Consider the following 25,767-nt stretch of genomic DNA (forward strand, 5'->3'; position numbering starts at 1 on the left):
GGGTTGGTGATGCGCGTCCCCGTTTGTTGCCGGATCGGCCGCATTCTCTCTAAGCGAGAGCGCCACCTTGCTCGGGAGCAGGTTGGCGTTGGGCAGCGCCCAACTCGTCATGCTGGGCGCTAGTTACGGAAATTTCGGCGCTTTGCCAATGCGCAAAATCCGCGAAGCGGGCGGGAAACGGCTATGCAGAAGCTGCAAAGCTGCGGTTTTGCCTAAGAATGACGCAGAAAACCGTAAATCATGCCCCGGAGGAGGGTAACGAACTCGTCATCCCGCTGCCCGCGAAAATCCGGTATGATTTCCTGCGTATCGACCGTGGAGGGACCAGATGATTCGCTCAATGCTTCTTGGCCTTTCCGTGGCCGCGTTGCTGCAGCTCGGTGCCAGCTTCTGTGCCTCGGAGGCTCTCATTTTCCCGGATCATCCAGTGGATTGGGTGCAGTTGCAAAGCGATGCGATGGACCGCCTTGTCGAAGCGGGTTTCACGCTCATCCAGGGCTGATAAATCGTCCTTGGGCGGAGGATTAGCTGCCGCCCAGGCATGCGCTTGATGCCTTTCATCGCGCAGGGCGATACCGGTATCGCGGATACAATTGTTAGCGACGTGACGGCCCAAATTGACGCGGCCCCGCGACAAAACCTGCCAAACGCCGGGGCGCGGGTTGAGGCTGCCGGTGACAAGTTTAGAATTTGAGGCATGCGTGGATACCTGCCCCCTATCGTTGCCCGTGCTGCGGGATTGTTGCCGCTATTGCCGCTTGAGGTAATGGCGCGCCGCCTGATGGCCAATGCCATGGCCGCTCGTCCCTCTTTCGCCGCCAGGCTTGGCGCCTATACCGGGCGCACCTTCGCGGTCGATCCGGTGGATTGCCCCTTTGTGTTCGTCATCCGTCCGGACGAGGGCCGTACCCAGCTTTCGGTCGTGCGTGACACGGCCATTTTCGATGCGCGCATTGCGGCGCCGCTGGTGGTGCTGATCGGCATGGTGGATGGCAGCTATGATGGCGATGCCTTGTTCTTTTCGCGCGATCTGTCCATCGAGGGCGATACCGAGGCGGTGCTAGCGCTGCGCAATGCCATCGAGAATGCGGAACTTGATCCTTCCACGGTGCTTGGCCTGCCCAAGAGCCTGCAAGGTCCGGTGAACCGCGCCGCAAGGCAGATGTTCACACGCCTTCGTCGTGTTCTTGATGCGCCGGAAGATAACGGCCCCAACGGGGTGTATGTCGCATGAGCAAGAATCTCGAACTCGTCTGTCCCGCCGGTACGCCCGCAGGCCTTCGCACCGCCGTCGACGCTGGCGCGCATTCGGTCTATTGCGGTTTTCGCGATGAAACCAACGCGCGCAATTTTCCGGGCCTCAATTTCGATCGCGATGAAATGCGGGAGGCGGCGCAATATGCCCATGAGCGCGGCGCCAAGATTCTGATCGCGCTCAACACCTTCATGCGCGCAGGCTCCACTGATTTATGGAAGCGCGGCGTGGATGATGCGGTTGCCGCCGGTGCCGATGCTTTGATTCTCGCCGATATCGCGCTGGTCGATTACGCCCGCAAGGCCCATCCCAAGCAGCGTTTGCATCTCTCCGTGCAGGCCGCCGCCGCGACGCCTGAGGCAATCGCCTTTTATCGCGACCGCTTTGGCATTTCGCGCATAGTGCTGCCGCGCGTGCTGACTGTGGAAGAAATTGCGCGTCTTTCGGCCCAGGCGTCTCCTTGCGAAACCGAAGTCTTCGTCTTTGGCGGGCTTTGCGTGATGGCCGAGGGGCGCTGCATGCTCTCCTCTTACGCCACCGGAAAATCGCCCAATATGGCGGGCGTCTGCTCGCCCCCGAGCCACGTCACCTATCGCGAGGACCGCGATGCCCTGGTGGCGAGTGTGGGCGGTTTCACCATCGAGCGCTTTGAGCGTGGCGAGCCTGCGGGCTATCCCACCCTCTGCAAAGGCCGCTTCCTGGCTGAAGGGGCTGTTTCGCATTTGTTCGAAGATCCGGTGAGCCTGAACGCGGTCGAGCTTCTGCCGCGATTGGCCGAGATTGGCGTCACCGCCTTCAAGATCGAAGGCCGCCAGCGCGGACGCGCTTATATTTCCACCGTGGTGCGCACCTTTCGCAAGGCGATTGACGCCATGGCGGCAGGCAAGAAAGTCGATTTTGAAGAATTGCGCGGTCTCACCGAAGGCCAGCGCGATACGGTCGGCGCTTATAAGAAGGCTTGGCGCTAATGGATAACGTAATGCAACGCCCGCGCCTCTCGCTCACTCTCGGTCCGGTCCTGTTCAACTGGCCGGTCGCCAAATGGGTCGATTTTTATGCCCGCATCGCCGATGAAGCGGCGGTGGATCGCGTCTGCATCGGCGAGGTGGTCTGCTCCAAGCGCAAGCCCTTCGTGGATGACGTCACCCTTGAAGTAGTGGACCGGCTGGAGCGCGGTGGCAAAGAAGTCATTTATTCGACTTTGGCCTTGCCGACCTCCAAGCGCGAGATCCGCGAAATCAGCGATGTGATCCAGGCCGGCTATCGGATTGAGGCCAATGATATCGCCACCGTGCATATGCTGAATGGCCGCCCGCATATCATTGGGCCGTTCATCAATATCTACAATGAAGACGCGCTGGCGCTGCATTTGAAGCTCGGCGCCACCCGCATCTGTCTGCCGCCGGAATTGCCGCTGGACTCCATCCGCCTTCTAGCCAAGGGTAATAATGCGGTAGAGGTGTTCGCCTTTGGCCGTCCGCCGTTGGCCTTGTCTGCCCGGTGTTATTCGGCGCGTGCGCGCGGCATGGCCAAGGATGCCTGCCAGTTCATCTGCGAGAATGAGCGCGACGGTATGAACGTCGAGACGCTCGATGGCACGCCCTTCCTCGCGGTGAATGGCATTCAGACTATGGGTTATGTCGTGACTGCCGCCATGCGCCATGTCGAAACCTTGCGCGATGCGGGTGTCGTATCGCTGCGCCTGTCGCCGCAAAGCTGCGATATGGTGCGGGTCGCCAAAGTCTTCCGCGACCTTGCTGATGGCGTCACTACGCCCAAGGAAGCGGGTGAGGCGATCTCAGTGCTGCATCTGCCGGGGCCGCTTTCGGATGGGTTCCTGCGCGGCGTGCCCGGCCATATGCTGACGGAAGTCGACTAGGCTATTTACCTTGCGCGTTGCGCACCGCGAAATTCACCGCGAGCGATGTGCCATCGGAAAAGGTCAAATTCACCGGCACAGTCGTGCCCGGCTTCAGCGTGGGTTTCATGCACATCAAGTGATAGCCGCCGGGCGCCAGGTTCAGCGTAGCCCCCGGGGCGATCTCGACTTTGGGCACTTCCATCATATGCATCATGCCATCCATCTGATGGGTCATGTGCAGCATCAGCGTGGGGCAGGCGGACGATTGGGCACCGGTGAGTGCCACCGCCGTTTTGCCGCTGTTTCTAAGGACGACATAGCCCGCCGCGGGCAGGTCGCCGGGCAGGGCGCGAAACCAGCCATCGCCTGCGGAGATTGTGCCGGCCAAAGCCGGACCGGAAGCCATCGTCAGAGCCGTAAGCCCGAAAAGAAAGCGCCGCATAGCTGATGCCCTTTTGGATGCGGGGCGAGCTAAGCGGCGTGTGAGGCGATCGTCAAGCTAGAAGGGGCGCGCCTGCCCGTCCTTAGGGGGAAACGGGCAGGCGCTATCGGCTTAGATCTCGTCTGGCGGGGGTGCACTACGGACGAGAATCCGAGGCCAAAGCAGTTCGTCTCTCACGCGCTGGAGGTACGTAAAAACGGTCTCACCATGATCGGCTTGGGACTGCGCGCCGAGGCTGGGGGCGGCCAGGGCGGCTGGGAAGATCATGCTGAGTGTTTGACCGATCATACGTTATCCCCCGACTGTGATTGACGTTCAAAACGACTGGCTAAATTCAAAAGGTTTTCACTTCTGGTCCCCGCTTGTTCGGCGGCGGCCCTGAGGTCCCGAGCGACGTCGGCGAGGCGTTTGCGGATCGCTTGGGATTTGAGCTGGGCGTCGGTGATCAAGGCTTGTGCTGCCCGATCCTCTTCTGCTTGCCGCTCTCTGAAATCCTTGCCCATCGCCCACTATGCCGTCCGTGCCGTTCGTATCGTGACCATGCTTCCGAATTTGAATGGTTGTAAGTTGGGACTTTCCCTGATGTCGCAGTATTTATCGGTACACGCCTGAATTATCCGCATACGGAAAAACCCCGGCGCCTCGCGGGCCGGAGCGTGATTTCCAAATTTGTGTGTATTTGAAACTAAGCGCGGCGCGCTTGTTCGATCCACAAGACGAGCTGGTCTTCGGGCACCGGCTTATGCAGAAGCTTGACGCCGATGCGCGCCGCGCGCGGTTCAAGCGAAGGATCGCTACGCCCGGTCATCATCAACGCCGGAGTCTGATCGCCCTGGGCACGCAGATGCTCGAGAAGGTCGAGGCCAGTCATGCCGGGCATGTGCTGGTCGACCAAAAGGCAGTCGGGTTTGTTGCCGGCTTCGCGCAGGAAGAGTTCAGCAGAGGCGTGGTCGCGCACCTCGTAGCCGTAGGACTCCAGAAGGGCTCTGGTGGAGTCCCGAACGGCATCGTCGTCGTCGATAATGTCAACCATGGTCGTCAAGCCGAAGGGCCCCAAAAAGCCACATGAGAACGGTGGTTTATGTAGCCGGAACAGCGTGCCACCGAAATACGGAGTAGTGCCTAAGGCTTGATTTACCGTGGTCTCACGGGGTTATGGACAAAGCCTTACGCACTAAATCCGCCAGGTTGCCGGCATCCATTTTCTCCATAACCCTGGCGCGATGAATCTCTACCGTACGGGGAGAAATCGACAACTCATGCGCGATGACCTTATTGGCCTTTCCTGCCACGATCAAATCTAGAACCTGGCGTTCCCGGTCGGTTAGGAGGGCGAGGCGACTGGCGGCGTTGCGCGCTTCCTTAGCGTGATCCCCGGCGGTAGAGGCGCGATCCAGGGCGCGGCGGACGCTGCCCAAAAGCACCTCTTCCTCGAAGGGTTTTTCCAGGAAGTCGACGGCGCCAGCCTTCATTGCCCCAACGGCAATTGGGATGTCGCCATGGCCAGTCATCACTACCACCTGAAGGGGGGAGCGACGGGAGACGAGTTCTTTTTGCAGGGTGATGCCGTCCATCTCGGGCATTTGTACATCCACGATCAAGCAGCCCACCGCATTGGGGGCGTCACTGCTAAGGAAGGATGTTGCCGATTCGAAGGCGCGCGTCTGATAGCCTGAAGCCTGCAGCAGCATGGAGAGGGAATCGCGGATATCGGGATCGTCGTCGACGACGTAGACGGTCTCAGCCATGTCTTCATTCCGTTAGGCTTGCCGCGGGCGGCAAGGTGAATTGAAAGATTGTGCCTCCTGCAGGATTGGGCGACATCGACAGCCTGCCTCCGTGCGACTCGATGATCGTCCTGCTAATCGCTAGTCCTATTCCCATTCCGCTCGGCTTGGTAGTCACAAAAGGCAAAAACAGCCGTTGCGCGACTGCCTCGGGCACGCCGCTACCGGTGTCGTAAACCCGCACCAACACTGCACCATCGTCATGCCGCGCGGTGGAGAGGGTGAGGTCGCGCTGAGGCGATTGGGCCATGGCCTCGCTTGCATTGCGAAGCAAATTCACCAGCACCTGCTGGATTTGAATCTTGTCGATCAGCACCGGCGGCAAATCCGGGCGAAAGTTTACATGTATATCAATGCTTTGGGCCCCCATCAGGCCCAAAACCAAGGCCTCATCGGCGACCGCGTTGATATCTTCCAGGGTGCGGTTGGAATTGCGCTTTCCAACAAAATCGCGCAAATGCCGGATAATGCTGCCCGCGCGCAAAGCCTGCTCTCCGGCTTTGGTTACCGCCTCCATGGCTTTGTCGGCCGGGGCGCCGCTGGTGATCAGGCGTTTGGCAAGGTTGGTGTAGTTCATCACGGCGCTAAGGGGCTGGTTCAGCTCATGGGCCAGCGCGGCGGAGACCTGACCCATTTCGCTTAAGCGCGCGACGTGCTGCAATTCGCTCAAAAGCGTCTGCAAGCGGGCTTCTGAGGCCTTTTGCTCGCTGATATCGCGCACTGTCTTGGAGGCACCGATCACCTGTCCGAAGGCATTGCGGATGGGAGAGATCGTGATCGAGACCTCTAGCGGTGTGCCATCGCTCTTTAAGCGGACGGTTTCGTAATGCTCCACCGTTTCCCCATCCCGAATGCGCTCCAGGATATCGGCTTCCTCGGAAAGCCGGTCCTCCGGAAACAGGCGCGTGATCGAGCTGCCGATCATCTCCGCAGCGGTGTAGCCGAACATCGTTTGCGCCGCGCGATTCCAGCTTGTAATGCGCCCGTCCAGGGTCTTGCTCACAATGGCGTCGTTGGAGGAATCCACAATGGCGGCAAGGAATGCGCGCTCCTCGCTGTGGATGGCCCGCTCGCCCTGCAACGCGGAAAGGTCCTGGAAGACCACCACCAGGATGCGTTTGCCCTCATGCTGGCCTTGGCCGAGAGAGAGAAACACGGGAAAGGTTGTCCCGTTCTTGCGCTGGCCCTCGACCTCGCGGCTGACCACCGCTGGGGAAAGCTCGCCCGTGGCACGGAATTGGATAAAAGCCGCCTCATAGGCATCGCGATAGGCGGGCGCCAGAAGCATGGGCAGGCTTCGGCCTAGAATCTCCTCGCGATGGACCTGAAACATGGCTTCCGCAGCGCTGTTGAAAAGCTGGACCAGCCCTTGATCATTCAGCGCCGCCATACCGTTCACGGCCGCGGCCACAACCGTCTCAAACAGCGAGTCGTTCCAAGGGGTAAGGCGGGAAAGGGCGGTAGCCATCTATTCTGATACTTGATCGCAATATGTTTCTACCAAATCCGGCATCAGGCGCCAACATCCGGGGTCGAGAAAAATCCAAGTTCATAGCTGCACTATTGCTAAACGCAGCAGGATTTAACTTAGTGCAATCCTGAACGGAATACTTGGTAATTGAGTTGGGCCGAGGGGGTGCGCGCCAGCGCGCAGCGGCATCTTGTCTCCGCACGCTTAAATCGCTGCACTTCTTCTTAGAACAATGAGAATCTGGCCCCGCGAAATTGACGGGCGTCAATCATCCTCGCCAAGTGGCCGTGTAGAATGTTCCGTGACAAGCGGGCGGTACGCACGACCCCTTACGAGACGTGGGGAAGCGCGCTTGCCATATTCGTCTTCGCCAGTTCCGCGGGTTTTGCGGTGCTGCGCCGAATGCAAGGGAACGGGCAGGGGAAGCGTCCATGAGTCGTCCGCTTTTGTGGAAAGAGATCGTCGCCCTTTTGGCGGTGAAGGTCGTTCTTTTGACTTGCCTGTTTATGGCCTTCTTCAGCCCCTCCCACCGTCCCGCGCACGATACAGCCGCCGTCACCGACCGGCTCATCGGCACCGACAATCGTTAGGGTGAAATCATGGATATCGTCGACCTTTCGCGGCTGCAATTCGCCGCAACAGCCCTCTACCACTTCCTATTTGTGCCGCTCACGCTGGGTCTGTCGATCCTGCTCGGCATTATGGAAACCGTCTATGTGATGACGGGCAAGCAGATCTGGCGTGACATCGTGAAGTTTTGGGGCACGCTGTTCGGGATCAACTTCGTCATGGGCGTTGCCACCGGCATCACCATGGAATTCCAGTTCGGCACCAACTGGGCCTATTACTCGCATTATGTCGGCGACGTCTTCGGCGCACCGCTCGCGATCGAAGGCCTGATGGCGTTCTTCCTCGAAGCCACCATGGTTGGCATCTTCTTCTTCGGCTGGAACCGGATGAGCAAGGGCGCCCATCTCTGCGTGACTTGGGCGCTGGCCATCGGCACCAATCTCTCAGCGCTGTGGATCCTGATCGCCAATGGCTGGATGCAGTTCCCGGCTGGCTCCTACTTCAATGCCGATACGATGCGCATGGAGGTTTCGAACTTCGCCGATGTGCTGTTCAACCCGGTGGCGCAAGCCAAGTTCGTGCACACGGTAAGCGCCGGTTATGTGCTCGGCTCGGTTTTCGTGCTCGCCATTTCGGCGCTCTATCTTCTGCGCGGCAAACATAAGGAACTGGCGAAGCGCTCCTTCGCGGTTGCCGCCGGCTTCGGCCTCGCGGCCTCGCTTTCCGTCGTCGTCTTGGGTGACGAATCCGGTTACGTCGCCGGTGAGAACCAGAAGATGAAGGTCGCGGCCATCGAAGCGATGTGGGATACCGAGCCTGCGCCGGCTTCCTTCACTGTCTTCGGCATTCCGGACATGAAGACCCACACCACCAAGGCCGAAGTGAAAGTGCCGTGGGTGCTGGGCATGATTGCCACCCGCTCGCTTGATAAAGAGGTGATCGGCATCAATCAGCTCGTCGATCTTGCCAAGACCCGCATCAAATCCGGCATGATCGCCTATGATGCGCTCTCCAAGTTGAAGCTCGACCGCAAGAATGTTGCCCTGCGCACCACCTTCGATGCGCATGTCAAGGATCTCGGTTACGCGCTGCTGCTGAAGCATTATCGCCCCGACGTACAGAACGCGACGCCGGCTGAGATCGATGCGGCGGCGGTGTCCACCATTCCGAACGTGCCGGTGCTGTTCTGGTCGTTCCGCATCATGGTGGGTCTGGGCTTCTACTTCATTGCTCTGTTCGGCATCGCCTTCGTGCTGTCGATCAAGCGCAAGTTCGATACCTCGAAGACCTTCCTGCGCTTTGCGGTCTGGACCTTGCCCCTGCCGTACCTCGCTTGCGAGCTCGGCTGGGTGGTTGCCGAATATGGCCGTCAGCCCTGGATCATCGACGGCGTCCTGCCCACCGCGCTTGCGGTTTCGGGTACGGTGGCCGGCAATGTCCTCTTCAGCTTGGCTGGGTTCGTGATCTTCTATTCGAGCCTTCTGATCGCCGACATCTATCTCCTCAAGAAGTACATCAACCTCGGGCCCAACGAGACTTTGGGGCACGACGTCGAAGCAACCCTCGTGGCGGCGGAGTAAACACCTATGGATTATGAAATCTTACGTCTGATCTGGTGGGCGCTGCTTGGCATCCTGCTCATCGGCTTTGCCGTCATGGACGGCTTTGACTTCGGCACCGGCATCCTTCTGCCGTTCGTGGCCAAGACCGATATTGAACGCCGCGTGGTGATCAATTCGGTGGGCCCGACCTGGGAAGGCAATCAGGTGTGGTTGATCCTGGGCGGCGGCGCCATTTTCGCCGCTTGGCCTCCGCTTTATGCGGCGGCCTTCTCGGGTTTCTACCTCGCCATGTTCCTCTTGCTCTGCGCGCTGATCTTGCGGCCGGTTGGCTTCAAGTTCCGCTCCAAGTTCAAGGGACAGGGTATGCGTACCTTCTGGGACTGGGCGCTGTTCGTCGGTGGCCTTGTCCCGGCGCTGATCTTCGGCGTCGCGTTCGGCAACCTCTTCGTCGGCGTGCCGTATGGCTTCGACAGTGATCTTCGCTTCCATGAAGAGATCACGCTGTTCTCGCTGCTCAACCCCTTCGCGCTTCTGGCGGGGCTTATCTCGGTCGCGTTCCACGTTCTGCATGGCGCAACCTGGGTGTCGCTGAAGGCGGCGGGTGAACCGGGCGCTCGGGCGCGGGCTGTCATTCCTTGGGCGGCCCTGGTCTTCGCGGTCCTCTTCGCGGTCGCGGGCTATTGGGTGCTGCACCTCGACGGCTACAAGATCACCTCGGTGGTCGATCCGAACGGTCCTTCTAACCCGACACTGAAGACCGTGGCGCATGTTGCGGGCGGCTGGTGGTCCAATTACGGCACCTATCCCTTGATCTGGGTCGCGCCTGCGCTCGCCTATCTGGGCGCGCTTCTGGCCGTGCTTCTGCGCAAGGGGGCTCCCCTGGCTGCTTGGGTCGCCTCGGCGCTGGTTCCGGTTGGCACGATCGCCACGGCTGGTCTGTCGCTCTTCCCCTTCTTCCTGCCCTCGTCCAGTCATCCGGACCAGAGCTTGACGGTGTGGGATGCGTCTTCCTCCAAGATGACCCTCGGCATCATGCTCTTCTGCGTCGTCGTCTTCCTGCCCATGATCCTGGCCTATACCGGCTGGGTCTACAAAGTGATGCGTGGTCAGGTGAAGGCGGAGAACATCCTTTCGGACAGCCACGGCAACTATTGAGGTTCAAACATGTGGTATTTTGCTTGGGTCTTGGGTCTCGGTTTTGCCGCGCTTCTAGGCGTTCTGAACGCCATGTGGCTGGAGCACGAGATCGAATCCGGGAAGTGATCCCCCGGTTCTTGTGAAAAGAGGCCCTCCGGTGACCGCCGGGGGGCCTTTTGTTTTAGGGCGGCAACTTGACTTGGCACCCGCGAGAAATTCTCATCACTCTGCGCGACCCATATTCGGGCTGCCAAGGGGGAGGGGAGTTTGTCTACAGAACCGCCAGTCAGTGTCTCGCCGGACGATGTGCACGCGCATCCGCGCCACACCGGGCACTCCCGGATTGACCTTATCCTGGCCCTGACCGCAATTTTTCTTTCCGCAGTGTCGCTTTTCGTTGCCATCGAGCATGGCAGGACCCAGCGTGATCTGGTGGCCGCCTCGACCTGGCCCTATGTCGGTGTGAGCCTTTCCAATAGCGCCAATGAGAAGGGCGACATCGTAATCGGCATCTCCAATGATGGTGTGGGACCGGCCAAGCTTCAAAGTTTCGAGGTTTTCTACAAAGGAAAGCCGGTGTCGTCTGGCCTCGATCTTTTGCGGCGTTGCTGCGGGCTTTCGCGCGAACGCAAGGAAATGGCGGCCGTGCTGAACGATCATTATTTCTTCGGCATCGTGGAGCACAAAGTGATCCGGGCTGGCGAGGGCAGTGATGTCGTCACGCTGAGGCCCAATCCCGATAAGCCGGAGGTTTCGAAGCGCTTTGCTGGGGCGCTGGGAAATCTGAGTTTTCGCGGCTGCTATTGCTCTGTGCTGGACGAATGCTGGATCAGCGACATGAGTTCGACCAAAGTCACAAAGACTAAGGAATGTCCAGTGCCCGAGCATCCGTTCGATCCGAATGGGCGCTGATTTGCGAAACGGGGCCGGGATCGCCTAAGACTATGCCCTAAGGTTCAAATTAGAGACGTGAGCATGGATTCCGAACTGCAGCGCCTGCGCAATTCCATCGACAATATCGATGCCGCGTTGATCCATATGCTGGCCGAAAGGTTCAAATGCACCCAGGCGGTGGGGCGCTACAAGGCTGAGCATGGCCTGCCGCCCGCCGATCCAAGCCGTGAGGCGGCCCAGATCGCCCGCCTGCGCGCACTCGCCCAGGACGCTAAGCTCGATCCTGATTTCGCCGAGAAGTTCTTGGGCTTCATCGTGACCGAGGTGATCCGCCATCACGAAGCCATCCGGGCGGAAAAGAAATAGCGTCCGGGCACAGAAAAGGGCGGCACCACCGAGCGCCGCCCTTCCCGAGGATCAATACGCGAAAATATTAGCGCTTCATCCGGCGGCGAAGACCGAAGGCGCCGAGCAGGCCCATGCCCATCAAGGACAGAGTAAGCGGCTCAGGCACGCCCGGGTTGTTGTTGGGCGAGGTGTTGGAGAAGGCGAAGATCAGGTCGTTGTAGTCCCAATCCGAGCCGTTGTGTTTGTCGAGATCTTCGAAGCCGGCAAAAGTGACGTTGGGCAGAGCCGCGAGCTGGGCTTGCAGCGAGGGTGAGAGCGCGCCAACGCCGAAATCGGCATAATTGGTCGTGACTTTGGCGTGATAGTTGCCGTCACCGTCGGCTATGTTGCTGTCATAGGTCTTGCCGGTCGTGATGTTGTTCAGCAAGAAGTCGAGGATACCGCTTTGCGTGCCCAGGTTGGCCGTCTGACCAGCCGTCGCAGCGGTGCACCCCGCGGTGTTGTGGTTGCAGAAAATGATGCCCGGCGCCATCGACAGCTTCAGCGTGCTGGTGTCCATCGCGTTAGCATAAACGAAAACGGCCGTGACATTGCCGCCAAGGCCATTGATGACCGGCGGGGGTGTGGTGATCGGCGCGGCCTGCGCCGAAACGGCGAAAGCGGCGGCTGCCAGTAAGCTCAGCACATACTTCATGGTGTTGGTCCTCTCCTCAGGCCCGGACTGTCCGTGCCTTTGTAAGTACTACACAGCAATCCTTGTGCCAGCGTGAAAACTCAATATTTTCAATGGGTTTGTAATGGGGTGTGTAAAGCTTGCTATCACACTGCCGCTACGGCGTAAGGTCATACAGGTGTCCGCACTGTTGACATCGGGACGGGAGCAAAGCGGCGCCGAGATGACGCCGCTCTGTCCAACAAGGAAGACATTAGGACTTCTTGCGCCGCGCACGCAGCGCGGTGAGGCCGAGAAGGCCTGCCCCAAGGAGTGAAAGGCTGAGCGGTTCCGGCACGCCCGTATTGCTGTTGGGCGAGGTGTTGGAGAAGGCGAAGATCAGGTCGTTATAGTCCCAATCCGCGCGGTTGCTGCTCTTGTCGAGATCTTCGAAGCCGATAAAGGTGACGTTATCCAAGCCAGCCAGAATCGCGCCTACGCCGGAGGGCAATGCGCCTTGATTGAAGTCGGCATAGTTGGTCGAGAGCTTTACATGGTAATCGCCGTAGCTGTCGGCATGGATGGTGTCATAGGTCTTGCCCGTGGTGATATCCTTGAGCACGAAGTTCAAGGCACCACTAAGCTTGCCAAGATCCGCCACGTCGCCAGGCTTGGCTCCTGTGCAGCTTCCGTAAGAGTGATTACAGAAGATCGTGTCGCCGGGTGAGGTCGACAAGGTAAGCGTATCGGTGTGCCAAGCTTCATAGAACACGAACACGGCCGTCACATCTGTTCCCATGCCATAGATGCCCGGAGGTGGCGTGGTGATAGGACTGGCTTGTGCCGAGACGGCAAAAGCGGCAGCCGCCAATAAGCTGATCGCGTATTTCATCATGGTGATCCTCTCCTCAAACCCGGACTGCCCGGGCTTGCGAGAGGGTTAACAGCAACGGTTGTGCCAGCGCGCAAAAGCGCGAATTTCCGGGCTCAAAAATGTCTCGCTGTAAACCGCGCTGTCACTGCCGCTACGGCGCGCGTACAGGTGATTGTCAGTTTTGTATACAATAATGAAGTAAACACCGCCATTTTTATCGCAGTTGCGGCCTAAAACTGTGGGATAAATGCCGCGCTTTCAGATCTTTCTTCGTTTTGCCCTTAGTGCGGCGAGGCCCAGCAGTCCTGCACCTAAGAAGGAGAGGCTGAGCGGTTCGGGTATGCCTGGATTTCCTGTAGCACTGGTGTTGGAGAAAGCGAAAACCAGATCGTTATAATCAAAGTCACTGCCGTTGGTGGCGTCGCGATCTTCCCAAGCCACGAAGGTGACGTTGGAAAGTCCTGCCAAAGCCGAGGCGGCACCGCTCGGAAGGCTGCCAATTCCAAAGCTCGAATAATCTGTCGAGAAGACGGCGTGATAGTTGCCGTTACTATCGGCTGTGTCGCTCCAATAGGATTTGCCGGTGGAGGTGTTGCGCAGCCGGAAGGTGAGCGCGCCGGATTGCGAGCCAAGATCCTTGATATCGCCCGCATGATTGCCGGGGCAGCTTCCAATGTGATGATTGCAGAAAATACTCGACCAACCGTTTGGGCTGGTTTCGTCCAGCAAGCTGGTGTTCATCGCATTGGCGAAGACATACACCGCTTTGACATCGCCCATTGCGATCAGCGGCGGTGGTGGGGTGGTGATCGGTGTAGCGTTCGCAAGACCGGCGCTCAGCATAGTCGTAGCTGCCGCCGCGAGAAGCGCATTTCTCATATCATCCTCCCGATAGTCTTTTTATCTCCTCTGATTGAGCAAGAGCTGTGCCGATTGCCGTTTTCCGCGGCAAAGGGTGGTGACTAAAAAAAGACATGTAAACAGTTTTGCCGCTACGACGGTGTTCGAGCAAAAACCTGTCTATTCCAGTGACAGGGCGGCCGCTTGAGACGGGCGGGGTGGTTGGCGCGTCTCCCTTATCGCGGCGTCATCAGCGTCATCTAGGAAAAGCTCCAGAGGAAGGGGAGCAACCCGTAACGGGGGCTCATCCTCATGTAAGCCAGCTTGTGCGCGTGCGGGCGCCGCCGGGCGTTTAACGAACCGCATCACGGCATATATGATCAGCCCCACGAGCGGCAGATACATGAAGCTGCGGCTCCGATACGCGCGGAACGCGGGCGAGGCGCTGCGGGCTTCTTCCACCAGCGTTTTCACCACAAAGCACACACTCAAAAGGCTCGCGCCCATAAAGCCGGATGGTCTGCCGAACAGGATTGCCGTCGCAAAAGCTGAGACCATCAAGCAGAAATAGGCTGGATGGCGCAGCAGCGCGTAGGGGCCGGTGGTGACCAACTCTGCGCCACGCCGGAGTACAAAAATGCGATAAGCCAAGGCCCAGGCCGCGAGCAGCATCGCTCCCGCTGCCACCGCGACCAAGCGCCATGCGATGTCGTCGTCCAGCGTCTGTTCCCAAAGTCGGTATTGCACATCCAGCCCCGGCCAAGGCGTGATGGTGAAGAGCAGCAGCGTCGCGGCGATGACCGCAAGGCGATAGAGGAAATCTTCCGGCGCGTTGAGTTTGCGCGGGGCGTTCAGCGGCACTAGCGTCGCGACCAGCCAGGCAAAAAACCACATCACCCATAATGCGTATATAGCGAATAGCGGCAGCACAGACCTGCGTCTCCCTTCGGCAGGCTATTAATGCGCGAAGCTGTGACAGGAAAAGGCTTGCGGCAGAAAAGCCCCTGGTGAGACTTTTCTGCCGCAGCTATGCCGTATGACGATGTGGTGAAGCTTAGAACTTCAACGCTTTCGCGCTCTTCACCAACGGAAGTTTGCGGATCGCGTCAAGTACCGCTTGGGGCACCTCGCCATCCACCTGCACCAGGGCGATGGAATCATCGCCTGGGGCACTGCGGCCAAGGGTGAAGTTGGCGATGTTGACCTTGGTGTCACCGAGCAGCGTTCCCAGACGACCGATGAAGCCGGGCTTATCCTCATTGGTGACATAGATCATGTTCGGCGCGAACTCGGCGTCGAGCTTGATGTCCTTGACCTGAATCAGGCGCGGGTGACCGTCGGCGAAGACCGTGCCGGCGACCGCGCGGGTCATTTCCGGCGTCACCACCTTGATCTGGATATAGCCTTCATAGATGCCCTGCTGATCGCGGCGCGTCTCGCTCACCTTGATGCCGCGCTCCTTGGCCACCAGCGGCGCGTTGACCATGTTCACTTCCGGCATATGCGCCTTGAGCAAACCGGCCAGCGCTGCCTGGGTGAGCGCGCGCTGATTTAGTTTCGCCGCCGAACCTTCATAGAGGATTTCCACCGCCTGGATGCTGGTCTCGGTGAGCTGGCCCGCGAAGGCGCCAAGCTTTTCGGCAAGGCTGATCCACGGCTTCACGAGTTGGGCTTCCTGCGCGCTGATGGAGGGCATGTTGAGCGCATTTACGATGGCGCCGGTGAGGAGGTAATCCGAGATCTGTTCGGCCACCTGCAGCGCGACATTCTCTTGTGCTTCTTCGGTAGAGGCGCCCAGATGCGGCGTGCAGACGACCTTTTCATTGCCGAACAGCGGATTGGCTTTCGCGGGCTCTTCCGCGAACACGTCGAGCGCCGCGCCTGCCACCTGGCCAGAATCAAGCGCCGCCTTCAGGGCCGCCTCATCAATCAAGCCGCCACGGGCGCAATTGATGATGCGCACGCCCTTCTTGGTCTTGGCGAGCGCTTCGGCGGAGAGAATACCCTTGGTCTCGGGCGTCAGCGGGGTATGCAAGGTGATGAAATCGGCCCGGGCCAGAAGATCATCCAGCTCTACCTTCTCAATGCCTTTCTCCTCAGCGCTTTCGGCGGAGAGATAGGGGTCAAAGGCCACGACATGCATTTTGAGGCCCTTGGCGCGGTCGGCGACGATCGAGCCGATATTACCCGCGCCGATCAGGCCGAGCGTCTTGCCGTAGAGCTCCACACCCATGAAGCGGTTCTTTTCCCACTTGCCGGCATGGGTGGAGGCATTGGCGGCGGGAAGCTCGCGCGCCAGCGCCATCATCAACGCGATGGCATGTTCGGCGGTGGTGATGGAGTTGCCAAACGGCGTGTTCATCACGATCACACCGGCGGCGGTGGCGGCGGGGATGTCGACGTTATCGACACCGATACCGGCGCGGCCGACCACTTTCAGCTTCTTGGCAACGGCGATCACGTCCTTGGTGATCTTGGTGGCGGAACGGATCGCGATCCCGTCATATTGATCAACGATCTTCAGGAGCTCTTCCTTGGTAAGACCGGTTTTCACATCCACTTCAACCCCGCGCATCTTGAAGATATTCACGGCGGCGGTGGAAAGCTTGTCGGCAATCAGAACTTTCGGCATGAGGCTAGTCCTCTTCAATGCGTGACGAGCGCGCGGCGATAGAAGGGCGGAACGCTCAGGAGATGTTTCTGCAAAGGATCGCGCGCGGCATTGCTCGCGAGGTAAACGACTTCGATGGGCAGGCCAGGATCGACAGCTTCGGCGGCTTCAAAGATTTCCTGTGCCAGACGCGGTACATCGCCATCGGCCTCAAGCCCGATCATGGGGTGGGGCACGTCGTCGACGCCTTCGCGCACCACATGAACAAGATGTGCGGCGCGGATGAGGGTGCGGCTGGTGAACAGGACGCAAAGCGCTTTCAGAAGTGTGGCCGGATGGTTTTTCGGCTGCACGACGAGAATATTGGCGGGCGGAAATGTCTTCAAAAGCCAGGCGATTTCATCCGCCGATAAGGTCTTGCCGATATCCGAACCGGGATTGATGACGAACTGCGCGCCGCGTGTTGCTTCGAATAACGTGCGGGCGGCAATGGTGAAGCTGGGCATCTCGGCCGGCACGAAGCTCTTCAGCCGCGCGGGCGCGGTGAAGAGGGGATGGAATGTCCCCTGTGCGCTGGTGACGGTCTCGATGCTCATGGTCTCACCAAACTCGCCGAGAGCGATCAAATTGCTGGATATGAGCTGGCGATAGAATGCCGGACGCGCGGACGAATCCGACACGGCACGTATCATCAACGCTTCCAATTCGTTCTCGGGCGGGAACGCCATCTAAGCCCCCTTTTTCTGTTGCACGACGGAAGAAAGACTAACCAGCCTTTCATGTCCGCCGTGCGTCAAAGGATCGGGCGATTAGCCGGCCTTGACCTTTTCCCAGGCCCAATCGAGCCAGGGCAGGAGGGCTTTGATATCCGCCGTATCGACGGTAGCGCCGCACCAGATGCGAAGGCCCGGAGGGGCATCGCGATAGGCGCCAATGTCGAGGGCTACGCCTTCCTTTTCGAGGGTCGAGGCGATCTTCTTGGCCGCTTCCGCCTTGGCTTTATCGTCCAGGGCTTCGAACCAGGGATCGACCACCTTCAGGCAAACCGAGGTGTTCGAACGGATCGCTTCATCCTTGGCGAGGAAATCGACCCAACCGGTATTGGCCACCCAATCCGAAATGGCAGCCAAGCTGGCATCGGAGCGGGCGATCAGGGCTTTGAGGCCGCCGATATTCTCGGCCCATTTCAGGGCGTCGAGATAATCTTCCACGGCCAGCATAGAGGGCGTATTGATGGTCTCGCCTTGGAAGATGCCTTCCACGATCTTGCCGCCTTTGGTCATGCGGAAGATCTTCGGCAGCGGCCAGGGCGGGGTATAGGTTTCGAGCCGCTCCACCGCGCGGGGCGACAGGATCAGAATGCCGTGCGCGGCTTCACCGCCCAGAGCCTTCTGCCAGGAGAAGGTGCCGACATCGACCTTGGTCCAGTCGATATCCTGCGCAAAGGCTGCGCTGGTGGCATCGACGAAGGTCAGGCCTTCGCGGTTTGCCGGAATGAAATCGCCATTGGGCACGCGCACACCAGAGGTCGTGCCGTTCCAGGTGAAGACGACGTCATGGCTGAAATCGACTTGGGAGAGATCAGGAATCTCGCCATAGCCCGCTTTCAGGACGCGGGCATCTTTCAGCTTCAACTGCTTCACCACATCGGTGACCCAGCCTTCGCCAAAGCTTTCCCACGCCAGAAGATCGACAGGGCGGGCGCCCAGCATCGACCACAGCGCCATTTCGACAGCGCCGGTATCCGAGGCCGGAACAATGCCGACGCGATAATCAGCGGGCAGGCCGAGCACAGCTTTGGTGCGGTCGATCGCCTCTTTCAGGCGCGCCTTACCAAGCTTGCCACGATGCGAGCGGCCGAGCGTGTCGAGTTGCAGTGCTTGCGGTGTCCAGCCTGGCCGTTTGGCGCAAGGTCCAGACGAAAAAAAAGGCCGTGCAGGTCGCACAGCCGGCGGATTTTGTGTCATCCGACATTCCTTCCAGAATGTTAGCACCTCGTTGGGGAGGCGTGGCCCACTGACCTCTGTATAGAATTCCCCTCAGACCGTCAAAAGGAATCTAATGCGGCATTGAAAATACCCCGATGCGCAATATTCGTGCGCGCCCGGTGATCGCGGGCGCTTCGGGGGGATTCCATACGGAACGATGTTGGGATACCCAAAATACTCCGTAGTCTGATGATGTGTGATACCAGCGGTTTTTCCGTTCCGCGGAAAACGCAAGGCGGAACGGAGAGGGAGAAAAGCCGTTGTTCCGGAGCAAATCGCCGAAAGGTTTCCCTATGGCCGAGCCCAAGATCATTGATGTCGAACCTGAAAAGCCCGCCGATGCGCCCGTCCTTGCCATAGCCACCGACAAGGTCACTTTCATTATTCTGCGTGCCCGCTCTTATGATGCCAAAGAGGCGGGGCTGGATGTGGCGGACGGCTCCAATCCGACCGACGACGGCGATCTCGACGAACTTCAGGACAGTCCTGATGATCTCACCCGCCGCGAACTTTCCGATGCGATTAAGGCGCTGAACGAGGAGGAGCAGATCAACCTCGTGGCGCTGGCTTGGCTCGGGCGCGGCACCTTCGATCTCTCCGAATGGCAGACGGCCCTCGACACCGCTCGCGACGAGCACAACGCCCGCACCGCTCAATATCTTTTGGGGTTGCCGCTTTTGGGGGACTATCTGGAGGAGGGGCTCGCCCAGTTCGGCGAAAGCATCAGCGATGACGAGGCTGTGGACTAAAACCCAGCGCGCCGACTGAAGTCCTGTGATTTAAGAATTGCTCCCGGAATGGGACGCCAAAAGGTTAACCGTTCACCTTGTTTCTACAATCACCCCGCCCCAAACATGGTAAATTCTGGCGCCTCGTTAAGATATGAGGTTAGATTTGGGGAAAGATAAGATTCTAATAAAAATGGGGTGTGATCGTGCGGAAGATCATCGTCGCTATTTTTACCTCGGCTGTAATAGGGGCGCTGCTGGGGACACCGGCTGCCGTGGCCTCGCTGCCCGATCCATCGGCGCCGGTGAAGGTCGCTGCGGTCAGCCGCCCCGATGACGGCTCAGGCTATGTCTGGCAGGTCTTCTGTAAATCCGGGCTCAGCTACAGCTTTATTCCGGCCAGTCAGTTCCCCCTAAGTCCGCGTTTTGAGGAAGTGCAAAAGCCGCAGACCGGCGACATCGCCTGGTGGCCGGAATATGTGGCGATCTATGTCGCGCAGAATGCCTCGGTGATTTCCTCGGCCGGCTATACGCGCGTCGCCGCGCTGGGGGGAGAGCAGCCGCGCTATTTCCGTATGAAAGTCGCACCGGGCGAGGGGCCGGGAGCCAGCGCCCCCAGCTGCGATCGCAGTTTTCTTTAAAGGAAGATCTCGCCCTTCATATAAAGCGCGCAGCGTCCGGCAAGGATGGTGCGGGCACCTTCATCCGTGCACAGAAGATCTCCGCCGCGGGGTGAGACCTGCCGCGCCTTCAGTGTTTTCTTGCCAAGGCGCGTGGCCCAGAACTGCGTCAGGATGCAATGGGCTGAGCCCGTCACGGGATCCTCCGGCACGCCTTTATCGGGTGCAAAAAAGCGCGAGACGAAATCATAGCCCTCATCGCCTGGCGCGGTGACCACCATGCCCCAGAAATACTCCTCGCGCAGCACACGGGCGATCTCGCCGCAATCCTTGATGCCGCAGATGAGCTTGGGATCATCCCACAACCCCACAAGATAGCGCGCGCTATAAAGCTCCTTAGGCGGAGCAATGCCGAGCGCCGCGCCGACCTTGTCGGCATAGTCTTTGGGGCCATTGAATGGCTGCACCGGATCGGAAGGCAGGCTCATCACCAAAAGCCCGTCCTCGCCGCGGCTGACGATGAGTTCACCCGAGCGTGTGGCAAAGCGGATTTGGGAAAGCTCCGGTGCCAGCTCCTCGAACAGCACATAGGCGCTGGCAAGGGTGGCATGACCGCAAAGATCAACTTCGGCTTCGGGGGTGAACCAGCGCAGATCGTACTGGCCCTCGCCCGTCTGCACGAAGAACGCCGTTTCGGCCTGATTGTTTTCGCGGGCAATCTGCTGCATCAGCCCGGTCTCGGAAAATGCCGCCAGCGGAATGACCGCCGCGGGATTTCCTTCCAGGGGCTTATTCGCGAAAGCATCGACCTGCCAAAGCTTCATCCCGTTCTCCTGTGCGAGCGCGGGAAAGGTTAGCGGTGATGGCCTGGCGGCAGAATAGCGGGCGCTGCATGCCAGCAATGCGCGAGGTTAGCGCGCGACTTCCGCCCAGCAGTCGTCATTCTCATAAACGCGCACGCGTGCCGCAACGGGCAGGCGCGCGAGGAACCAGCCAGCGATGATTTCGGCGGTGGGATTTTCCAGGCCGGGAACCTCGTTCAGCAGCTTATGATCAACCTGCTTCAGCAGCGGGGCGATATAGCCATCGATCTCGCCAAAATCCTTGACGAAGCCGCGTTCGTCCACGGTGCCCGTAAGGACAATTTCAACACGGTAATTATGGCCATGCAGATTGCGGCAGCGATGGCCTTCGGGAACCTTCGGCAGGAAATGGGCGGATTCGAAGCGGTAGGTGCGGCCGATGGTAAGAATGTCGGACATGGAGAAGCGGGCTTTCGTGTCGTAAACAAGGGCCTTTTATAGGGACTGAACGAACAAATCCACTATCGCGCGCCCCGTCGCGTTGCTAGCGTTTAAGACGCAAGGCAAAATTGTGGAAGCGTTGGATGACTGTCGCTGTTCCGGTCCGCCACAGCAACGGATGGCTGTGGCTTGCCTTTCTGCTCGCTGCTGGGCTGATCGCGGGTAATTTCGTGGTTTATGACGGTGCGGATGACCGCTCCTACGTCCTGGGGGCGGAGGCATGGCTGAAGCATTTTCCCGCGCTCGGCAGCGATCATTGGGCAACCCGCCACACCGTAGTTCTACCGGTGGCCTTTTGCCTCTGGTTGTTTGGCCGCCAGGAATGGGTGCTGCCGCTTTCCAGCCTCGCGTTCTTCGCTGGTTTTCTCTGGCTGAATTTTCATTTCGCGGCGAAATATCTTGGCAAGCGCCCCGCCGCCGTGTTGGCCATGCTCATCGCTTCCACGCCGGTCTTTGTGGTACAGGCGAGCTACATCAATAACGACATTGTGGAAGTTTTCTTCGCCTCCGCTTCCTTCTGGCTGTTTGTCGCCGGTTCGGAGCAATCACGCAAAAGGCTGCTTTTTGCATCGGGCATCGCGGCGGGACTGGCCTTTCTCACCCGCGAAACCAGTGCGGTGCTGATCCTGTTCTATGGCGTGTGCTTCCTTCTTGATCCGCGCCCCAAACGCCGCGCCTACCTTTTTCTCGCGCTCGGATTTGCCGCGCCAATCCTGCTGGAAATGGTGTTCTTCTGGGTGATGAGCGGGAATTTTCTCTATCGCTGGCGGCTCGATGCCGGGCATGATCAGGTCAGCCGCCTGGAAGAGCTGCGCCTTAAATCCAAGGCAGGCCACGCGCTGGACAGGCAAGGCAATCTCTCTGTCAGCCTCTGGGCTGATCCCTTTCTGATGCTCTTCGCCAGCCAGAAATATGCGGCCCTGTTTTATCTCGCCATTCCCGCCGCGCTCTGGAGCTTTCGCACGAAACATTTTCCCGAATGGCAATCGGATACGCTGCGGCGTCTGGCGCGACTGTGCCTGTTGTGGATTGTGTTTCTGGCGCTCGCTTTTCCGATCCTCTATCTGGTGCCGCGCTATTATGTGGTGCCGGCCTGGGCGGGGCTGGTGTTGATCGCTTATTTCTTTCACCGCCTTTTGCCCTCGCGCTGGGCTGTTGCCGCCATTGCGCTCCTGGTCGCGGGTAATGCGCTGTCGCTATATCTTGAGAACACCAATCCGCGCTTTGCTGAAAAGGCATTGGTGACATGGCTTCAAGCGCATCCAGGCGCCCGCGTTCGCCTCGACCCGGATATGGCGCGGCGGGCTGATGTCCTCTTGCGCTTTGCAATTCTTCAAACGCGCGTGGCGGCCGGCCCGCCGGACGTGGGTGACATCTACGTCTACAGCAAGCGCAATCTCGAACTCTGCAAAAGTGCAGGGCAATGCAAAGGCACCGCCTATACCCCGCATGCCGATTGGCAAAAGCTCGGCAGCATCACCGCCAAGCCGCGCGCCATCGGAACGGTGTTGCGCGCGGTTAAGCTCGCCGCGTTCATCCCGCCGCAAATTATGGAGAAGATTGAAAGCCCATCGCCGGGGATCGTGATCTATCGCCTGCCTCAGCCGAACTTGCCGGCGCGATAATCGTCGATGGCTTGCTGAATTTCGGCGGAGGTGTTCATCACAAATGGCCCATAGGCCACCACCGGCTCATTCAAGGGCTCGGCATGGCCGAAAAGGATCAGACTGTCCTCGCCTGCGAAAATTTCCACCGCATCGCCCGAGGTCAACTCCACAAGGTTGAACTTATCGGCTTTGGTGCCGTCCACTGAAATTGATCCGCGCACGACGTAGAGAAACACATCGCGGTCTTTAAGACCGTCGAAATAGGCGCCCGCCCCGGTGGTGAGCCGCACCACGCTCATGAAGACGCCGGTCAGCGTTTCGAACGGACCTGTGCGGCCCATATATTCGCCCGATAAAAGCTGCACCGAGGCGCCTTCATCCTCGATTACCGGAAGGGCTTCAACTTGCAGACCGGTATAACGCGGCGTGGTCATTTTCAGACGCGCGGGCAGGTTCACCCAGAGCTGCAAAATCTCCATCGCCCCGCCGCTTTTCTTGAAGCTCTCGGGCGAGACTTCTTCATGGATGAGGCCTGAGCCCGTCGTCATCCACTGCACGCCGCCCGGGCCGATGATGCTTTCATGGCCACCCGTATCTTTATGCGCGAGTTCGCCTTCCAGGATGAAGGTGACGGTTTCAAAGCCGCGATGGGGATGCGGGCCGAAGGGCAGGCCATGCGAATTCGGTGGATAGACCTGGGGCCCGTGATGATTGAGGAACAGGAAGGCGCCGAGTCGATCAAGCTTCGGCCCCGGTACTGGACGGCGGGTGACAAGATCGCCGATATCGTCGCGCAAGGCAGGATGCAAACGGGCGATACGGCGAAGTTCGGTCACGGCAAAACTCCATTACAAATCCGCCGTATACTGCAATCAACCCGTCATATCGCGCTAGCACTATCGCGCTCTCTCGGGAGGGATTCATGCAGAAGTGGGTTTTTGCGGTGGCGATGTTGGGCTGTGTCAGCATCGGCGCGCATGCAACCCCGGTGCAGACCGGCGGAATCGCAATCCCTGGTGCCATGAGCGACGGCACGGGCACCTCCGCCAATGACGGCCGTCTCGGCTTTTTCTCCGATCTTTATTACGACGCCAAGCGTAATGAATGGTGGGCGCTGTCGGACCGCGGGCCTGGTGGCGGAACTATTCCATTTGAGACCCGCGTAGTGCGTTTCACCCTCGACATCAATAAAGCGACCGGCGCCATCGCCAATTTTCGCCCTGTGGAAGTGGTGAAGTTCAAAGATCACGGCGGGGCTTTCAACGGTATCGCGCCGAAACCGAAGAATGTGCAGGGCCTGTCGCTCGATCCTGAAGGTTTTGTTGTGGCGCCAAACGGCAGCTTCTATGTTTCGGATGAATACGGACCTTCGGTGCTGGAATTCACCCGCCAGGGCGAGCTTATGCGCCGCTTCGAAACACCCGCCAATATCATCCCGCGTAACGCTGCGGGGGAACCCAACTTCGCCGATGACAAAGGCAATGTCGCGGGGCGTCGGTCTAATCGCGGTTTTGAAGGCCTCGCCATCACACCGGATGGAAAGTTCCTCTTTGCCATTCTGCAAAGCGCCATGCTGGACGAAGGCGGCAAAGAAGGCTCCACCAACCGTCTTGTGAAATTCGACACAAAGACCGGCAAGGCGGTGGCGCAATATGCTTATGAGATGGATAGAGCGGGGCAGGGGCGCGGCGTCTCGGCGCTGGTGGCGCTGAACGATCATCAGTTCCTGGTCTTGGAGCGTAACAACCGCGGCGTGGGAGTCGGGGCTGAACTTAATCCGCCCGATAAGCGTGTCTATAAGATCGACGTCGGGGGCGCGACGGACATTTCGGGCAAGATGATCTCGCAGCATTTGGCATTTGAGCCCGCGACCAAATCACTTTGGCTTGATCTATCCAAGGCGCGTGTGCCGGGGCTTTACGGCAAAACACCGGAGAAGATCGAGGGGCTCGCTTTCGGCCCAAAACTAAAAGACGGATCCACGCTGTTGCTCGCGGGCACAGATAATGATTTCAGCGTTTCACAGAACGGTTCCGGCACGCAGTTCGATGTCTATTTCAAGCTCGATGAGGCGGACCCGGATGAAAGCGCCATTCAATGCCCGCTGGATCAGAAAACCGGCTGCACGCGGGTGAAGGACAATACGCCCGCCGAGCTTTCACCGGGCTACACGCTGCTGCCCGGCATTCTCTTCGCATTCAAGGTGGTGGCGGGGGAGTAAGAGTTACTCCACCCGGCTTTCGATCACCGCTAAACGCTTGTCGCGCAGGGCGTTCTTCATCGATTTCTGCAGGCGGTCGAAGGCGCGCACTTCGATCTGGCGCACGCGTTCGCGGGAAATGCCGAACTTATGGCTCAGCTCTTCCAGCGTGGCGGGCTCGTCCTGCAGGCGGCGGGCATAGATGATCTCGCGCTCGCGTTCCGGCAGCTCGCCAAGGGCGGCGGTGAGAAGCTCTTTTCTCTCATCCACCTCTTCCTTCTCGGCCATGCGGGTTTCCTGGTCGAGAGTCTCGTCCGGGAGCCAATCCTGCCATTCGCTTTCGGAATCCGAGCGCAAGGGCGCGTTGAGCGAGGAATCTGGCGCCGAGAGGCGGCGGTTCATCGACACGACTTCGGCTTCGGGCACGCCAAGCTGATCGGCCAGGGTTGCCAAATGCTCGGGCGTCAGATCGCCTTCCTCGATGGCGTTGATCTTGCTCTTGGCCTTCCTCAGATTGAAGAATAGCTTCTTCTGGTCCGAGGTGGTGCCGATCTTCACCAGGCTCCACGAGCGCAGGATGAATTCCTGGATCGAAGCTCGGATCCACCACATGGCATAGGTCGCAAGGCGGAAGCCGCGTTCGGGGTCGAAGCGCTTGACGGCCTGCATCAAGCCGACATTGCCTTCGGCGATAATTTCAGAGGTCGGGAGGCCGTAGCCGCGATAGCCCATGGCGATCTTAGCGACCAAGCGCAGATGGCTGGTCACCAGGCGGTGCGCGGCTTCAGGATCTTCATGCGAGCGCCAACGTTTGGCCAGCATGTACTCCTCTTCCGGCGCCAGAAGTGGAAACTTCCGGATTTCCGAAAGGTACCGCGATAGGCCGCTTTCGCCAGCGAGGGCGGGAAGCGCTCTACTGCTCATATTCCCCGTTCCTTAGCCGGTCCAACGATCTCCGGCTTTTTATAGACTATAGGTTTGTGAGGGCGGGATAAAGTGAACGCTGGCTCATCTGG

At 59.2% G+C, this 25,767-nt stretch carries 29 protein-coding genes, 1 pseudogene and 1 riboswitch; of the genes and pseudogenes, 14 read left to right on the forward strand and 16 right to left on the reverse strand.

The annotated features are described in order from the left end of the window. Window positions 1-12: 12 nt before the first annotated feature. Window positions 13-118, reverse strand: a riboswitch (SAM-I-IV-variant riboswitch). A 210-nt stretch (window positions 119-328) separates the two neighbouring features. From FHS83_RS11145 to ubiV, 4 genes are all read left to right on the forward strand, one after another. After that, entirely contained in the window at window positions 329-502 is a 174-nt protein-coding gene (locus tag FHS83_RS11145; RefSeq protein WP_167083033.1) for a hypothetical protein, read from the forward strand. 195 nt (window positions 503-697) lie between these two features. Beyond that, window positions 698-1,234: a ubiquinone anaerobic biosynthesis accessory factor UbiT gene (ubiT, locus tag FHS83_RS11150; RefSeq protein ID WP_167083034.1), complete on the forward strand. Its 537-nt coding sequence runs from the start codon at window positions 698-700 to the stop codon at window positions 1,232-1,234. Continuing rightward, on the forward strand, window positions 1,231-2,223 hold the full coding sequence (gene ubiU / locus FHS83_RS11155; protein ID WP_167083035.1) for a ubiquinone anaerobic biosynthesis protein UbiU: 993 nt from the start codon (window positions 1,231-1,233) through the stop codon (window positions 2,221-2,223). Before ubiT ends, ubiU begins: the two co-directional genes overlap by 4 nt. Before the next feature lie 11 nt (window positions 2,224-2,234). Beyond that, entirely contained in the window at window positions 2,235-3,134 is a 900-nt protein-coding gene (gene ubiV / locus FHS83_RS11160) for a ubiquinone anaerobic biosynthesis protein UbiV (RefSeq protein ID WP_167083036.1), read from the forward strand. 1 nt (window position 3,135) lies between these two features. On the opposite strand, the gene FHS83_RS11165 is transcribed toward ubiV, so the two are convergent. From FHS83_RS11165 to FHS83_RS11185, 5 genes are all read right to left on the reverse strand, one after another. Further along, window positions 3,136-3,558, reverse strand: coding sequence for a copper chaperone PCu(A)C (locus FHS83_RS11165; protein WP_167083037.1), 423 nt, complete (start codon window positions 3,556-3,558; stop codon window positions 3,136-3,138). 284 nt (window positions 3,559-3,842) lie between these two features. Continuing rightward, window positions 3,843-4,061 (reverse strand): hypothetical protein, encoded by a 219-nt coding sequence (locus FHS83_RS11170; RefSeq protein ID WP_167083038.1) that lies wholly within the window; start codon window positions 4,059-4,061, stop codon window positions 3,843-3,845. Window positions 4,062-4,243: 182 nt separating this feature from the next. Beyond that, window positions 4,244-4,591 (reverse strand): response regulator transcription factor, encoded by a 348-nt coding sequence (locus tag FHS83_RS11175; protein WP_243846360.1) that lies wholly within the window; start codon window positions 4,589-4,591, stop codon window positions 4,244-4,246. Between the two features lie 112 nt (window positions 4,592-4,703). Further along, window positions 4,704-5,306, reverse strand: a complete 603-nt coding sequence (gene fixJ, locus FHS83_RS11180; RefSeq protein ID WP_167083040.1) for a response regulator FixJ — start codon at window positions 5,304-5,306, stop codon at window positions 4,704-4,706. Between the two features lie 4 nt (window positions 5,307-5,310). Beyond that, window positions 5,311-6,813, reverse strand: coding sequence for a PAS domain-containing sensor histidine kinase (locus tag FHS83_RS11185; protein WP_167083041.1), 1,503 nt, complete (start codon window positions 6,811-6,813; stop codon window positions 5,311-5,313). Window positions 6,814-7,247: 434 nt separating this feature from the next. Between FHS83_RS11185 and cydP the strand changes: the two genes are divergently transcribed. From cydP to FHS83_RS11215, 6 genes and pseudogenes are all read left to right on the forward strand, one after another. Beyond that, window positions 7,248-7,406 carry a cytochrome oxidase putative small subunit CydP gene (cydP, locus tag FHS83_RS11190; RefSeq protein WP_167083042.1) on the forward strand — a complete coding sequence of 53 codons (159 nt, stop codon included), beginning with the start codon at window positions 7,248-7,250 and terminating at the stop codon, window positions 7,404-7,406. Window positions 7,407-7,415: 9 nt separating this feature from the next. Then, entirely contained in the window at window positions 7,416-8,966 is a 1,551-nt protein-coding gene (locus tag FHS83_RS11195) for a cytochrome ubiquinol oxidase subunit I (RefSeq protein WP_167083043.1), read from the forward strand. A 6-nt stretch (window positions 8,967-8,972) separates the two neighbouring features. After that, window positions 8,973-10,103, forward strand: coding sequence for a cytochrome d ubiquinol oxidase subunit II (gene cydB / locus FHS83_RS11200; protein WP_167083044.1), 1,131 nt, complete (start codon window positions 8,973-8,975; stop codon window positions 10,101-10,103). 9 nt (window positions 10,104-10,112) lie between these two features. Further along, window positions 10,113-10,193 (forward strand): annotated as a pseudogene (cydX, locus tag FHS83_RS11205) (cytochrome bd-I oxidase subunit CydX); the annotation flags it as partial. A gap of 159 nt (window positions 10,194-10,352) precedes the next feature. After that, window positions 10,353-10,997, forward strand: a complete 645-nt coding sequence (locus FHS83_RS11210) for a hypothetical protein (protein ID WP_167083046.1) — start codon at window positions 10,353-10,355, stop codon at window positions 10,995-10,997. Between the two features lie 63 nt (window positions 10,998-11,060). Further along, window positions 11,061-11,345 (forward strand): chorismate mutase, encoded by a 285-nt coding sequence (locus tag FHS83_RS11215; protein ID WP_167083047.1) that lies wholly within the window; start codon window positions 11,061-11,063, stop codon window positions 11,343-11,345. A gap of 67 nt (window positions 11,346-11,412) precedes the next feature. Here FHS83_RS11215 and FHS83_RS11220 read toward each other — a convergent pair whose 3' ends face one another. The 7 genes from FHS83_RS11220 to FHS83_RS11250 form a co-directional block, all read right to left on the reverse strand. Further along, window positions 11,413-12,021: a PEP-CTERM sorting domain-containing protein gene (locus FHS83_RS11220; RefSeq protein WP_167083048.1), complete on the reverse strand. Its 609-nt coding sequence runs from the start codon at window positions 12,019-12,021 to the stop codon at window positions 11,413-11,415. Between the two features lie 232 nt (window positions 12,022-12,253). Then, window positions 12,254-12,874 carry a PEP-CTERM sorting domain-containing protein gene (locus tag FHS83_RS11225; RefSeq protein WP_167083049.1) on the reverse strand — a complete coding sequence of 207 codons (621 nt, stop codon included), beginning with the start codon at window positions 12,872-12,874 and terminating at the stop codon, window positions 12,254-12,256. Between the two features lie 237 nt (window positions 12,875-13,111). Beyond that, complete coding sequence (locus FHS83_RS11230; RefSeq protein ID WP_167083050.1) at window positions 13,112-13,732, reverse strand: hypothetical protein; 621 nt, start codon at window positions 13,730-13,732, stop codon at window positions 13,112-13,114. A gap of 141 nt (window positions 13,733-13,873) precedes the next feature. After that, entirely contained in the window at window positions 13,874-14,623 is a 750-nt protein-coding gene (locus tag FHS83_RS11235; protein WP_167083051.1) for an isoprenylcysteine carboxylmethyltransferase family protein, read from the reverse strand. Window positions 14,624-14,747: 124 nt separating this feature from the next. Further along, window positions 14,748-16,325, reverse strand: coding sequence for a phosphoglycerate dehydrogenase (serA, locus tag FHS83_RS11240; RefSeq protein WP_167083052.1), 1,578 nt, complete (start codon window positions 16,323-16,325; stop codon window positions 14,748-14,750). A 14-nt stretch (window positions 16,326-16,339) separates the two neighbouring features. Continuing rightward, complete coding sequence (locus FHS83_RS11245) at window positions 16,340-17,032, reverse strand: enhanced serine sensitivity protein SseB C-terminal domain-containing protein (RefSeq protein ID WP_167083053.1); 693 nt, start codon at window positions 17,030-17,032, stop codon at window positions 16,340-16,342. Window positions 17,033-17,113: 81 nt separating this feature from the next. After that, window positions 17,114-18,271, reverse strand: a complete 1,158-nt coding sequence (locus FHS83_RS11250; RefSeq protein ID WP_167083054.1) for a phosphoserine transaminase — start codon at window positions 18,269-18,271, stop codon at window positions 17,114-17,116. A 314-nt stretch (window positions 18,272-18,585) separates the two neighbouring features. On the opposite strand from FHS83_RS11250, the gene FHS83_RS11255 reads away from it, so the two are divergent. Both FHS83_RS11255 and FHS83_RS11260 read left to right on the forward strand, forming a co-directional pair. Then, window positions 18,586-19,041, forward strand: coding sequence for a DUF3775 domain-containing protein (locus tag FHS83_RS11255; protein WP_167083055.1), 456 nt, complete (start codon window positions 18,586-18,588; stop codon window positions 19,039-19,041). Between the two features lie 185 nt (window positions 19,042-19,226). Next, entirely contained in the window at window positions 19,227-19,661 is a 435-nt protein-coding gene (locus FHS83_RS11260; RefSeq protein ID WP_167083056.1) for a hypothetical protein, read from the forward strand. Here FHS83_RS11260 and FHS83_RS11265 read toward each other — a convergent pair. Continuing rightward, a complete protein-coding gene (locus FHS83_RS11265; RefSeq protein ID WP_167083057.1) occupies window positions 19,658-20,464 on the reverse strand; it encodes a PhzF family phenazine biosynthesis protein in 807 nt (268 codons plus the stop codon). The two genes, FHS83_RS11260 and FHS83_RS11265, sit on opposite strands and share 4 nt — an antisense overlap. An 87-nt stretch (window positions 20,465-20,551) precedes the next feature. Continuing rightward, window positions 20,552-20,902 carry a 6-carboxytetrahydropterin synthase QueD gene (gene queD / locus FHS83_RS11270; RefSeq protein ID WP_167083058.1) on the reverse strand — a complete coding sequence of 117 codons (351 nt, stop codon included), beginning with the start codon at window positions 20,900-20,902 and terminating at the stop codon, window positions 20,552-20,554. A gap of 125 nt (window positions 20,903-21,027) precedes the next feature. On the opposite strand from queD, the gene FHS83_RS11275 reads away from it, so the two are divergent. Next, window positions 21,028-22,569 (forward strand): glycosyltransferase family 39 protein, encoded by a 1,542-nt coding sequence (locus FHS83_RS11275; protein WP_167083059.1) that lies wholly within the window; start codon window positions 21,028-21,030, stop codon window positions 22,567-22,569. Here FHS83_RS11275 and FHS83_RS11280 read toward each other — a convergent pair. Beyond that, a complete protein-coding gene (locus FHS83_RS11280) occupies window positions 22,545-23,387 on the reverse strand; it encodes a pirin family protein (RefSeq protein ID WP_167083060.1) in 843 nt (280 codons plus the stop codon). The genes FHS83_RS11275 and FHS83_RS11280 overlap by 25 nt on opposite strands. An 86-nt stretch (window positions 23,388-23,473) precedes the next feature. On the opposite strand from FHS83_RS11280, the gene FHS83_RS11285 reads away from it, so the two are divergent. Next, window positions 23,474-24,772 (forward strand): esterase-like activity of phytase family protein, encoded by a 1,299-nt coding sequence (locus tag FHS83_RS11285; protein ID WP_167083061.1) that lies wholly within the window; start codon window positions 23,474-23,476, stop codon window positions 24,770-24,772. A 3-nt stretch (window positions 24,773-24,775) separates the two neighbouring features. On the opposite strand, the gene rpoH is transcribed toward FHS83_RS11285, so the two are convergent. Further along, window positions 24,776-25,675: an RNA polymerase sigma factor RpoH gene (gene rpoH, locus FHS83_RS11290; RefSeq protein ID WP_167083062.1), complete on the reverse strand. Its 900-nt coding sequence runs from the start codon at window positions 25,673-25,675 to the stop codon at window positions 24,776-24,778. Window positions 25,676-25,767 lie beyond the last annotated feature (92 nt).

Origin of the sequence: Rhizomicrobium palustre (assembly GCF_011761565.1) — a bacterium.
GTDB lineage: Bacteria > Pseudomonadota > Alphaproteobacteria > Micropepsales > Micropepsaceae > Rhizomicrobium > Rhizomicrobium palustre.